The organism is Paenibacillus sp. Y412MC10, from assembly GCF_000024685.1.
Classification (GTDB): Bacteria; Bacillota; Bacilli; order Paenibacillales; family Paenibacillaceae; genus Paenibacillus_AQ; species Paenibacillus_AQ lautus_A.
Window position 1 is genome coordinate 2758479 of the sequence record NC_013406.1, and the last position, 12598, is coordinate 2771076.

The following is a 12598-nucleotide window of genomic DNA, read 5'->3' on the forward strand; positions in this document are numbered from 1 at the left end:
ACCTTGAGTAAAGTGCTCATATTAGAAGATGAAGAATCCATTCGCAGTTTTATCGTTATTAATCTGAAACGGAACGGCTTTGAGGTGCTGGAGACCGAGAACGGCAATGAGGCCCTTCGCTTGCTGCAAACGACGCCAGACATCGATATCGCCTTGCTCGACGTCATGGTTCCGGGAATCGACGGCTTTGAAGTATGCCGCAGAATCCGGGAAACGAACGAGCGGATCGGCATTATTTTCCTGACGGCAAAAGTTCAGGAGCAGGACAAAGTGTATGCCCTATCCGTCGGAGCGGATGACCACGTAAGCAAACCGTTCAGCCCGACGGAACTGATCGCCCGGCTGCAATCCCTTCTGCGCAGGGTGAACGTTCAGCGTGCGGGTGCCGCCAAGGTATCCTTCCAATCGGGTCCGTTCACGCTGGATCTGATTTCCAAGCAATTCAAGAAGAACGGGCAGCCGGTGGAGCTGACGCCTACGGAGTTCTCGCTGGTCCAGTTCTTCCTGGAAAAAGAAAACACGCCGCTTAGCCGTGATGTGCTGCTTGATCACGTATGGGGCAAAGAATATATGGGAGATCCCAAAATCGTGGACGTGAACATTCGGAGACTGCGCCAAAAAATCGAAGGCAATCCTTCCGAGCCGGAATACCTCCAGACGGTATGGGGACACGGCTATAAATGGAAGGGTCAGGGACAATGATCATCAAAAAAGGCATTCGGCGGCAAATCGTGCTGCACTACTTCCTGGTAGTGTTCATCGCCTTGCTGCTGATTGAGGTTATTTTTCTTATCGCTTTACGATCGTATTATTACGATACGGTGTACAACCATATGGTGAACCATATCCGTACCGCCAACGATTTCTATCAGCCCTTTCGACTGACCTCGTCGGACAACGTCAATCAGCTGAGCGAAATGGTTCGCCATTTTGAACTGTATAATACGGAGCTTCAAATTTTGAACCCGGCTGGTCAAGTACTCTCAACTTCGACCGGCTTCGAAATAGAGCAGACCATCAAGACCAGCGATGTCACCCAAGCGCTTGCAGGCAATACGAGCCGTTGGATCGGCAAACAGCAAGGCACGGGCCAGATCGTGATGGCGGTGTCCCAGTCCGTTTCGAACGGTTTTGAAAATACGTATATTCTCCGTTACGTGACTTCGCTGGAATACGTAAACGACAAGCTGATGAAAATGACGCTGTTTGCCGTCAGCATCGGGGCGGCCGTTCTGGCGATCGTGCTTGCTTTCAGCATTGGGCTGGCCAATTCCATCGTAAAGCCGCTCAACAACATTACCACGGTGTCCGCTCAGATGGCCAAAGGCAAGTTCAACGTGCGGATCAAGGGCGACTACAAATACGAGCTTGGCGAGCTTTCGTCGACCTTGAACTACATGGCGCAGGAGATTGTGCGAAGCAATCAGGTGAAGGATGACTTTATCTCCTCGATCTCGCATGAGCTGCGAACGCCGCTCACAAGCATCAAGGGCTGGAGCGAAACGCTTGACTCCGGCGGCTACGATCCGGAAGAAACGAAAATCGGAATGCAGATCATCTCCAAGGAAACCGACCGGTTGATCGGCCTTGTCGAAGAGCTTCTGGATTTCTCCAAGCTCCAGCAGAATGAGATGAAGCTGGTGAAGGGCATCGTGAATTTACGGGAGCTGCTGCAAGAGATCATGCTCAATCTGTGGACGAAAGCCGAGAAGAAGGGCGTTCAGATCAAACTGGAGTCCGACGAGAAGCCGATTATCTATGGGGATGTCAACCGCTTGAAGCAGGTATTCCTGAATATCGTGGACAACGCGGTTAAATTCTCGCATGAGAACGGGGTAATCAACCTGTCCTTCGCGATGGAAGAGAAGTTTGTTATCGTTACCGTACAAGATCACGGGATCGGCATCTCGGACGAGCATCTTCGGCGGGTAAAGGATCGGTTCTTCCAGGTGAATCCACTTAACGGGGGAACGGGACTGGGATTAGCGATCACGCAGCAGCTCGTTGAGCTTCACGGGGGCACGATGGAAATGGAAAGCGAGCTCGGGCACGGAACAGCCGTGATCGTCAAGCTGCCGCTGCCTGAGGGGAAAATACCGATGGCCGGCGGGTTGGAGAACGGTGAGGATGACGCAGCCGGGCCGATGGCCTAAGCTTTGCCGGTAATCCGGCAAAGCTTTTCTCAATAATACAGAATTTATAAGTATACGGGAAATCGTAAGCAATACTGTATTCGCATAGATAAGTTTTGTCCCCACAAAGTATATGGTATATGCCTCGGAGTACAGGCTCCACTTTGTGTGGCTATGTTATAAAGGGGGAGTACAGGGGTGGAATCCGCAGCAATGTTTTCAACGGAGCAGGGGCGGTTTGAACTACGACGGGCAGAAGCCGTGCACGCAGGAGAGATGCTGGCGCTTCTAACGGAGGCGGCCGAGGTGATGGAACAGCAAGGGCGCAAGCAGTGGAGCCCCTCGCTTTTTTCCCTGGAGCTAATGGAACAGTACCTGGAAGAGCGTGAAGTATTCATCCTGTGGCATGAAGACAAGGCGGCCGGCATGTTTACGCTGCAGTACGGGGACCCTGACTACTGGGGAAAGCGGGACGATCCGTCCTACGGTTACTTGCATCGTCTGACCGTACGCTTCGCTTATCGGGGGCTGGAGCTTGGGAACAAAATGATTTCCTTTGCGGAATCGTATTTGGTTTCCAAAGGGAAACGGGGCTTCCGATTGGATTGCGTATCCCATTTGCCAACGCTGAATCGATTTTACCAGCGTCAAGGATTTCAATTCGTGGCCGAGCAGGATATGGGCGGTCGCATCGTGAATTTATATGAAAAGACTTTTGTTTCTTGATCTTAAAGTTTCAAAACCTCCGTCGCATGCGCTTAGACAAAGTCAGCAGGGCACGATACATGAGAAAAAGCGATCCGTTACGGATCGCTTTTTGTGTAATACGCCTGAAGAAATTCTCAGAGCTCTATTCTGTTCATGACATTCGTTCAGGATGAAGAGACATTTGCACGCAAGCGTCCTTTTTCGTATACATCCTGAAGGAGCCGGGCCGGCTGGGTACGAACCGTTGGTTTCGGAAGCACCGTCTCGTACGGTCCTACGACCACGACATTGCCAGGAGCCCCTTTCACAACGGCTCCGTCCTTGATCACTGCACCTTCCCCGATGATGGCGTGCTCGATATGGACGCCTTTGCCGATTTTGGCATTCGGCATGACCACGCTATCTTTCACGATGGAGTATTTGCCGATTTCTGATCCGCAGAAGATGACGGAGCTTTTGGCTTTTCCTTCGAAGCTGCATTGGTCATGAATCAGGCAGTCCGTATGCTCCACATTTCGGGTCCGTGCTGCCGACAGCTTGGTTTTCCAAGCGCGCGTATACATAGGCCAGTCGGCTCTCTCAAGGACGAGCTCATTTTGGCTAAGCACATCCATATGGGCTTCCCAGAGGCTTTCTACGGTGCCGACATCGCGCCAGTAGCCCTGGAAGCGGAATGCTAGCAGCGACTCTTCTCCGGACAGCATCTTAGGGATGACATCCTTTCCGAAATCATGGCTGGAGTTCGGGTCAGACGCATCTTCGATCAGGTGCTGCTTCAGATAGTCCCAACGGAACAAATAAATGCCCATGGAGGCAAGATTGCTTTGCGGTTCTGCCGGTTTTTCGGCAAATTCAATGATATTGAGATTATCGTCAACGCTCATGACGCCAAATCGGCTGGCGTCTTCCCATGGTACTTCCATCACGGAAATCGTGGCAGGAGCTCCTTGCTTCATATGGGCTTCAAGCATTTCCCGGTAATCCATCTGGTAAATGTGGTCCCCGGACAAGATGAGCACATGCTCTGGATTTTGATCATCGATGTATTGAATGTTTTTATAAATGGCATCTGCCGTTCCCAAGTACCCGTCTTGGTGTGTGCTGTTGGATGGAAGAAGGGCAATGCCTTCACGTCCTGTATGTGTTAATCCCCAGGGTTCGCCTTCGCCGATATGTTCGTGTAATGATTCTGCCTCATATTGCGTAAGCACTCCAACCGTATCGATTCCGGAGTTTACACAATTGCTGAGAGGAAAATCGATTATACGATAATGTCCGCCAAACGGAACGGCGGGTTTTGCCAGCCTGGACGTAAGGGGAGCCAATCGTTTACCTTCTCCACCCGCCAGAAGCATAGCAATACAGTCTTTTTTCTTCATCACGTTTCCCTCCCAATGTATTTTCACGTTGTACATTACATAAACGACATTCCCGGGGTTTGAAACGATTATATTGAAAAAGTAATTTGAAAATTACAAAATTATTTTTCAGGGACATTTTTTATTTTCAACCTGGTTAGAATGGGGTAATAGCATTAATATTATTGGATTTTTAAGAAAAAGCAGGTGACGACGATTGAACCAAGCAGTTAGGGAAGGAAACATGACTCCGGAACAAGTGTATTTATTTCATGAAGGAACCTGGTTTCACAGTTACCAATGTATGGGTGCACACCTTGCCACAGAAGAAGGAGAAGAGGGCGTGCGTTTTACGGTGTGGGCTCCGAATGCCAGGCAGGTAGGACTTGCCGGAGACTGGAACGGCTGGGATGGTTCCCAAGACCCGTTATATAGGATGCCCGATTCGGGAATTTGGAGTCGGTTTTTCCCTGGGATGGAGACTGGAACTTTTTACAAATATCAGATCACGGGGCCCTTCGGAGAAACATTCCTAAAGGCCGATCCTTATGCATTTCATGCCGAAGTACGACCTGCGACGGCATCGGTGGTGACCGACCTCTCAGGATATCGCTGGAATGATGCCGCATGGAGAAGGAAGAACAAATCCCCATATGCCAAGCCGGTGAACATTTATGAAATGCACTTCGGAACCTGGCGGCAAAAAGAGGACGGTTCGTTCTTTACATATCGGGAATTGGCCGATCAGCTGATTCCTTATTTGCAGGAAATGAGTTATACCCACGTAGAATTTATGCCCTTGGCGGAGCATCCCTACGATCTTTCGTGGGGCTATCAGGGCACAGGATTTTATGCGCTGACGAGCAGATACGGAACTCCCCATGATTTCATGTTTCTCGTCGACCAGCTGCACCAAGCCGGCATCGGCGTGCTGCTCGACTGGGTGCCCGCACATTTTGCCAAGGATGCCCACGGGCTTCGGCAGTTTGACGGGGCGCCTCTTTATGAGTATGCAGACCCCCAAAAAGCCGAGAAACCTGGCTGGGGAACATTGTCTTTCGATTATGCCAAGCCGGAGGTAATTTCATTCCTCATCTCCAATGCCTTATTTTGGATGGATATGTATCATATTGATGGTCTTCGCGTTGATGCCGTGACGAGCATGATCCGTCTTGATTTTGAGAAGCGTGAGGGTCAGTACAGCCTTAACGAGCACGGAGGCTTGGAAAACCTTGAGGCGATATCCTTTCTGCAGGAATTGAATAAAGCCGTGTTTCGATATTACCCGAATGCCTTGATGATGGCCGAGGAGTCGAGCGCATGGGCGGGGGTTACGGCACCTGTGCATGAAGGGGGTCTTGGCTTCAATTACAAATGGAATATGGGCTGGATGAACGACACGCTGTCTTATATTGAACAAGAGTTCGATCAGCGGCCTACCCATCATAATTTACTGACATTTCCCATTTGTTATGCCTATTCGGAGAATTTTACATTGCCGCTTTCACACGATGAAGTCGTCCATGGAAAGAAATCGCTGCTTAATAAAATGCCGGGAAGCTACGAACAAAAGTTTGCGGGACTGCGGATTTTGCTTGGATACCAGATCACCCAGCCCGGGAAGAATCTGCTGTTCATGGGGGGAGAGTTCGGCCAGTTTATCGAATGGAAGGATCAGGAGCAGCTCGACTGGCTGCTGCTGGACTATGAAAGCCACCGCAAGCAGTTGGCATATACGGCAGCTCTAAACCGCATGTACGTGGATGAAAAGGCGCTATGGGAGCAGGATCACCGATGGGAAGGCTTCGAATGGCTCAGCGCCGATGATCATGAGCAGAGTGTCGTATCGTATATGAGAATGGGCACCAAGCCCGGCGATACGCTGATCATCGTCATTAATTTTCAGCCAAAGGCATATGACCAATATCGGGTCGGTTTGCCGAGAGCGGGGCAATATGTGGAAATTCTGAATTCCGATCATGCCGATTACGGCGGCTCCGGACTGCTGAACGACGGTGAGATGAAAGCGGAGAAGAAGACCTGGCATGGCCAAACCCACAGCCTGGAGATCAAGCTGCCTCCATTAGGCATGGTTGTTTTAAAGAAAAAGCCGCCTCGATCGAGGAAATCGCAAGATCGATCGGACGCGTCGCTGAAGGCGGCAGCGGCAAGAGAGAAAACAGAACAAAAAACGAAACGGAGCAAAAGGGGGAAGCAGGATTGAAATTGTTATTTGCAGCTTCGGAATGCGGACCATACATCAAGACAGGCGGACTGGCGGATGTGATCGCTGCTTTGCCTAAATCCCTTCGCGGCATGGGCGAGGATATTCGAGTCGTGCTGCCGAAATATCGCGGCATTCCGGAAGAATACAGAGAGCGAATGGAGCATGTGGGAGAAACCCGGGTGCGGGTAGGCTGGCGCGAGCAATATTGCGGCATCGAGTCCCTGGTGGAAGACGGCGTAACGATCTATTTCGTGGATAACGAGTACTATTTTGGCCGAGACGGCATTTATGGTTACATGGACGATGGCGAACGCTTCTCTTTCTTCAACCGTGCCGTGCTTGAGGTTCTGCCGGTAATCGGATTCCAGCCGGATGTGCTTCACTGTCACGACTGGCATACCGCCATGATTCCGCTGCTTCTTGAAGACGTCTATCGTCATGATCCCTTCTATGCGGGGATTCGAACCGTGTTCACGATCCATAATCTGTTGTATCAGGGCGTATACCCGTACGAGGTGTTGGTTGATCTGCTCGGCATTCACAGCCGGCATTTCACGGCCGAAGGCGTGGAGTATTATGGAAACGTGAATTTCATGAAAGCGGGCATCGTTTACGCAGATCACGTAACGACGGTCAGCCCAACCTATGCCACGGAAATCCAGACAGGTTATTACGGATACGGACTTGACGGACTTCTGTCGGCCCAGGGCTCGAGATTGAGCGGGATTGTGAACGGCATTGATACCAAAAGCTACAATCCGGCGACAGATCCGCATCTCGCCATGAAGTTCCGGAGCGGACTGAACAAAAAAACGCAGAACAAAATCGCCTTACAAGAAGAGCTGAATCTTCCCGTGGCGCCGCATATTCCGTTGATGTCGATGGTAACGCGATTGGTCGATTCGAAAGGACTCGATTTGGTTATCCGCATTCTGGATGAGCTGCTCTACTATGACGAGATTCAGTTCGTTGTCCTAGGAACGGGAGATCCTTCCTATGAGCATTGGTTCAGGGAAGCGGCAAATCGCTATCCCACCAAAATGTCGGCCCAGATCCGGTTCAATGAGCCGTTATCGCGGCGTTTTTATGCCGGCAGCGACCTGTTCCTGATGCCTTCCAAATTCGAACCGTGCGGCATCAGCCAGCTGATCGCCATGCGGTACGGCAGCGTACCCATTGTCCGAGAAACGGGCGGACTGAACGATACGGTTCAGGCATACAACGAGTATACGGGCGAAGGGAACGGCTTCTCCTTCAAGGATTACAATGCGCATGACATGATGAACACCATCCGTCGCGCGACCTCCATATATCGCATGCCCGAGCACTGGCGTAAAGTGAGCAAGAACGCTCTGGGCGGGGATTACAGTTGGAACGTTTCGGCGAAGGAATATCAGGAAATCTATCAACAGATCACCAGCCGATAATAACTATGGCTTTCATGACACAGGGGTGCCCGGATAGCGAAGGAATAACAAGCTATCCGGCACCCCTGTGCTGTCTGAATATGATCGAAGCTAATGTTTCAATTCCCGGCATAAAATGCGATAGGCGTACGGTTCCAAATCGATATGCATCGTACCGTTTACCGGCTTTACAGGCTCTTGGGTTTCGGCATCGATCCAATCGGTCGTGACGATGGGATGCGATAGGGTACGCTTCCAGTCGCTGTTGTTGATCCAGACGATAAAATGCATGGTTTCGTCGGCACGTTCGTACACGATGCAAGGATCATGAAGATTCGCCTGCAGGAAGCGGAAGCGACCTTGCCTGAGGGCCTTATGCTCTTTCCGCAGCGCGATCATGCCTTGATAAAATGCATACAGCTCCTGGTTTCGCTTCTTGGGATCCCATTCCATGCATTTGCGGCAATCCGGGTCTCCATCCCCGGTCAAGCCGATTTCATCCCCGTAAAAGATGCACGGCGTGCCCATGAAGGTGAACAGGAATACGACGGTGAGTTTCATGCGCCGGATATCTTCTCCCACGCGGGTAAGCAGCCTGGGCGTATCGTGGCTGCAAAGCAGGTTGAAGACCACTTCGTTGGTCTGCTGCGGATAACGCATCAGGATCGAGCCGATGCGGTTGGCGAAGGTGAGTCCGTCCATGTTGCCGTTGAAAAACTCCAGCACCTTATCGGCAAAAGGGTAATTCATCACGGAATCAAATTGGTCGCCTTGCAGCCAGATCAACGAGTCGGACCAAACCTCGCCCACGATGTATGCCTCGGGGTTGGCCTTCTTGACAACCTGCCTGAAATCCCGCCAGAAATGATGGTCAATTTCATTCGCGACATCCAGACGCCAGCCGTCAAGCTTGATCTCCTTAATCCAATACTCGGCGACGCCCAGCAAGTACGCCTTGACTTCGGGATTGGCAGTATTGAATTTCGGCATGTTTCCGAAGAAGCCGAAGGTGTCGTATGTCGGTATGCCGTCCTTGATCTCGCAAGGAAACCGGTTCACATGAAACCACCCGGCATATTTGGACTTTTCGCCATGCTTCAGGACGTCCTGAAAGGGCGGGAACTCCTCGCTGCAGTGATTGAATACCGCATCCAGAATCACTCGAATGCCTTTTGCGTGGCAGGTATCCACTACCTTTTTCAACAGATCGTTATCGCCAAAGTGCGGATCCACCTGCTTATAATCTACCGTGTCGTATTTATGATTGGAGGGGGAGAGGAAGAGGGGGGTAAAATATATGGCGTTAATGCCCAGGTCAACCAGATCATCCAGATGATCCAGCACGCCCTGCAGGTCACCGCCGAAGAAATTGTCCACCTCCGGCTTGCCGCCCCAGGCTTCGGTTCCATCAGGACTGATGGCCGGGTTCCCGTTGGCAAAGCGTTCCGTCATGATTTGGTAGAATACGGCTTCTTTGGCCCATTCCGGTACTTTGAATACATCGACTTCATGTATGTACGGAAATTCAAAGTAGCCTGCCGGCGGATAGGGGTAATCCCATCCGATTCCGCTGTCGACCATATACACCGTTTCATCTCCAGCATGAATCCGGAATCCGTATGACAACCTTTTGTATTTGGGCCTGACTCCGCATTCCCAGTAATCAAACATGTCGTCAGAGGCGGCCTTTTCCATGGTGATCTCGAAGTACGTACGGTCCCAATCATATTTGTCGCCCGTCATGGCAACAACTGAATCAATGTCGTTCTTCTTGGTTCGAATCCGAAGATGAATGGTATGTGTATCGTAAGCATAAGCCCATTTATCTCTAGGAACATGATACAGCGCTTCTAACAGCATGGTTACACCTCCTATATGAGTAAAGCTATAGCTAATTAATAACCAGCTGCTGGCTTGCCTGAATCATGCGGTGAATGAGACAGGCGGCTTGGAATGTAGATGGACCGAAATCATGCGCTTCTATAAGATGGGAAGGCAGCCGATAGATTATGCATCCGTCCTTAAAGTGTTCCCTTCCTATATTCCATATCTTTAATTCCTATTTTGGATAATTCTAAAGTCCTGCGTTTACATTTTAATGTAGGGAGATGAGAAGCTTGCGGATAGGATGAAATATAAACATTAATTTCCATTATTATAGGGATTGAATGGATTCAAACCCGCTTGATTATTTTAATAATTAGTTATAATCCACAAACTGAATCATGTGTGACATGATCACTTTAAGGGTATGATGATTTGACCGTTGTATTAAAATAGTGGAATGACATACTACAAGCTGATCTTGCCTGTAAGTTACAAATTGAAAACCCATCAATTTTCATTGCATATTCATGCATCCTGTTTTATAATGACTCAGTTGCTTTTTTTTCTAAAGAATTAATCTATTTGTAACAGTTAGGGGAGAAACGAGACATATGAAACGTAAATTTACAGCGTGGATGACCCTGTTCATGGTGGTCGTGCTGTCTTTCGGCAGCCTCGTCCATGCGGAGGGCGAGAAGAAAACGGTCATTCTCGGGACCAGTGCCGACTATGCGCCATATGAGTTCCATAAAACGATAGATGGCGTGGATACCATCGTCGGATTTGATATCGATATCGCGAAGGAAATCGCCAAGGATCTTGGCGCAGAGCTCATTATCAAGGATACGTCCTTTGATGCGCTCTTGCCAGAGCTGACGAGCGGCCGCGTGGATTTCGTCATATCGGGCATGAATCCAACGGAAGACCGCCGAAAAAGCATTGATTTTTCGGAGCCTTATTACGCTGCGGAACAATCGGTCGTAGTCCGCAAGGAAGACGCCTTGAAATTCAACACGCTTGAAAGCCTGGAAGGAGCCCGGATCGGAGTTCAGAAAAGCTCCATTCAGGAGTCCATCGCAAAAACGATACCGAATGCCAATGTAGTATCGCTCGATAAAATCCCGGATTTGCTTCTGCAGCTGGAATCCGAGCGCGTGGACGTCGTCCTTGCGGAGTATCCGATCGCAAAGACCAACATGAATGAAGCGACCATGGCCATTACGGATGCCAAGCCGACGGCGGAGAACGACGCATATGCCATCGGGGTCCGCAAAGGAAACGAAGAGCTGCTTGGCAGCATTAATGCTACGCTCGAGCGCTTAAAAGAAAATAACCAGATCCAGAAATTTGTCGACGATGCCAGCGATCTGGCTGCAGGACGAACAGCAGAGAATTTGAATACCTTTGAATTTTTCTGGAAATATCGCGACTATTATGCCAAAGGCATTCAATTTACGTTGCTTATTTCGGCCCTCGGCGTATTTTTCGGATTCATTCTCGGATTGATTGTCGCGTTAATGCGGATGTCCGGCGTAAAAATCCTTAAGTTCTTGGCTACCGCATATATTGAAATCATCCGCGGCACGCCGATGCTGGTCCAGCTGTTCATTATCCATTACAGCTTGGCGGCGTTTGATATTAAATTCTCACCGATCCAGTCGGGTATTTTGACGCTCTCCATCAACAGCGCTGCATATTTGGCCGAAATATTCCGCGCAGGCATTCAAGGCGTGGATCGGGGACAACTGGAGGCCGCACGCTCGCTCGGGATGACCAAGGGCAAAGCCATGCGCCACATTATTTTGCCGCAAGCGTTAAAGGGCGTTCTGCCTGCCATCGGCAATGAGTTTGTTGTCATCATTAAGGAATCGTCCATCGTATCGTTCATCGGGGTATTCGATATTATGTACCAAGCTCAGATTTTGCGCGGTTCAACCTTTGCCCCGCTGAATCCGCTGCTTGTGGCGGCCATGATCTACTTTATACTGACATTCGTTCTTTCGAAGCTTCTGGGTGTCTGGGAAAGGAAGTTGAGTGCAAGTGATAACCGTTAAGGATCTTCATAAATCGTTTGGCAAGCTGGACATATTGAAAGGCATCAATATCGAGATTGCAAAAGGAGAAGTGGTGGTTGTCATCGGACCGAGCGGTTCCGGTAAAAGTACCTTTTTACGCTGTCTCAATTTGCTTGAAGTGCCGACCAGCGGCGAAATTTCGTTCGAGGGTGAGCTGATCACTGCCAAGAACCACAATATCAATGCTACCCGCGAAAAAATGGGCATGGTGTTTCAGCAGTTTAACCTGTTTCCGCACAAAAAGGTCATCGATAACATTACGCTCGCCCCTATCCAAGTTAAAGGGGTCTCGGCGAAGGAAGCCGAGGCTACAGCAGACGAGCTGCTGAAATCGGTTGGACTGCAGGACAAGAAGGAGTCTTATCCTTCCCAGCTGTCCGGCGGACAGAAGCAGAGAATTGCCATTGCGCGAGCACTCGCGATGCAGCCCCATGTCATGCTGTTTGACGAGCCGACCTCCGCACTCGATCCCGAGATGGTGGGCGAGGTTTTGGAAGTGATGAAGAAGCTTGCCGAAGGCGGAATGACGATGGTCATCGTGACCCATGAGATGGGCTTCGCCCGCGAAGTGGGAGATCGGATCCTGTTCATGGACGGCGGCAAAATCGTGGAGGAAGGCACGCCGGACCAACTGTTCGGCAATCCGACCCATCCCCGTACGCAAGAGTTTTTGAGCAAGGTATTGTAACTTTTTCATCCGGAATGTAACAAATTAAAAACAGCGCCTAGCCTGGTGTTTCAGGCAGCGGCGCTGTTTTTCTTTGTGTGTTGGTAACAATTGCTTGCGGTATAGGTTACAAAATTGTGATATATTCATGTTCGTTGACATACTACATCCGATTTACCAAGCTACATATAAGGGAGG

At 50.0% G+C, this 12598-nt stretch carries 9 protein-coding genes; 7 read left to right on the forward strand and 2 right to left on the reverse strand.

The window, feature by feature from the left end:
- The first annotated feature begins 3 nt into the window (after nt 1-3).
- The 3 genes from GYMC10_RS12075 (at nt 4) to GYMC10_RS12085 (ending at nt 2858) form a co-directional block, all read left to right on the forward strand.
- Nucleotides 4-702 carry a response regulator transcription factor gene (locus GYMC10_RS12075; protein WP_009589197.1) on the forward strand — a complete coding sequence of 233 codons (699 nt, stop codon included), beginning with the start codon at nt 4-6 and terminating at the stop codon, nt 700-702.
- Entirely contained in the window at nt 699-2153 is a 1455-nt protein-coding gene (locus GYMC10_RS12080) for a sensor histidine kinase (RefSeq protein ID WP_015734708.1), read from the forward strand. Before GYMC10_RS12075 ends, GYMC10_RS12080 begins: the two co-directional genes overlap by 4 nt.
- 177 nt (nt 2154-2330) lie before the next feature.
- On the forward strand, nt 2331-2858 hold the full coding sequence (locus tag GYMC10_RS12085; protein ID WP_015734709.1) for a GNAT family N-acetyltransferase: 528 nt from the start codon (nt 2331-2333) through the stop codon (nt 2856-2858).
- Between the two features lie 146 nt (nt 2859-3004).
- Here GYMC10_RS12085 and GYMC10_RS12090 read toward each other — a convergent pair whose 3' ends face one another.
- Nucleotides 3005-4219, reverse strand: coding sequence for a glucose-1-phosphate adenylyltransferase (locus GYMC10_RS12090; protein WP_015734710.1), 1215 nt, complete (start codon nt 4217-4219; stop codon nt 3005-3007).
- Between the two features lie 223 nt (nt 4220-4442).
- Here GYMC10_RS12090 and glgB point away from each other — a divergent pair, with 223 nt between their 5' ends.
- Entirely contained in the window at nt 4443-6422 is a 1980-nt protein-coding gene (glgB, locus tag GYMC10_RS12095; protein WP_041621973.1) for a 1,4-alpha-glucan branching protein GlgB, read from the forward strand.
- Entirely contained in the window at nt 6419-7852 is a 1434-nt protein-coding gene (gene glgA, locus GYMC10_RS12100; protein ID WP_015734712.1) for a glycogen synthase GlgA, read from the forward strand. The genes glgB and glgA overlap by 4 nt, the downstream gene beginning before the upstream one ends.
- A gap of 90 nt (nt 7853-7942) precedes the next feature.
- Here glgA and GYMC10_RS12105 read toward each other — a convergent pair whose 3' ends face one another.
- On the reverse strand, nt 7943-9691 hold the full coding sequence (locus tag GYMC10_RS12105; protein ID WP_015734713.1) for an alpha-glycosidase: 1749 nt from the start codon (nt 9689-9691) through the stop codon (nt 7943-7945).
- A gap of 578 nt (nt 9692-10269) precedes the next feature.
- Between GYMC10_RS12105 and GYMC10_RS12110 the strand changes: the two genes are divergently transcribed.
- Together GYMC10_RS12110 and GYMC10_RS12115 are read left to right on the forward strand one after the other, a co-directional pair.
- Nucleotides 10270-11712 (forward strand): ABC transporter substrate-binding protein/permease, encoded by a 1443-nt coding sequence (locus GYMC10_RS12110; RefSeq protein WP_015734714.1) that lies wholly within the window; start codon nt 10270-10272, stop codon nt 11710-11712.
- Complete coding sequence (locus GYMC10_RS12115) at nt 11699-12421, forward strand: amino acid ABC transporter ATP-binding protein (RefSeq protein ID WP_036665362.1); 723 nt, start codon at nt 11699-11701, stop codon at nt 12419-12421. Before GYMC10_RS12110 ends, GYMC10_RS12115 begins: the two co-directional genes overlap by 14 nt.
- The last annotated feature ends 177 nt before the right edge of the window (nt 12422-12598 follow it).

Coding starts and splice junctions, on each gene's coding strand:
- GYMC10_RS12110 (WP_015734714.1), top strand. CDS start 10,270: ATGAAACGTAAATTTACAGCGTGGATGACCCTGTTCATGGTGGTCGTG.
- GYMC10_RS12080 (WP_015734708.1), top strand. CDS start 699: ATGATCATCAAAAAAGGCATTCGGCGGCAAATCGTGCTGCACTACTTC.
- glgB (WP_041621973.1), top strand. CDS start 4,443: ATGACTCCGGAACAAGTGTATTTATTTCATGAAGGAACCTGGTTTCAC.
- GYMC10_RS12090 (WP_015734710.1), bottom strand. CDS start 4,219: ATGAAGAAAAAAGACTGTATTGCTATGCTTCTGGCGGGTGGAGAAGGT.
- GYMC10_RS12105 (WP_015734713.1), bottom strand. CDS start 9,691: ATGCTGTTAGAAGCGCTGTATCATGTTCCTAGAGATAAATGGGCTTAT.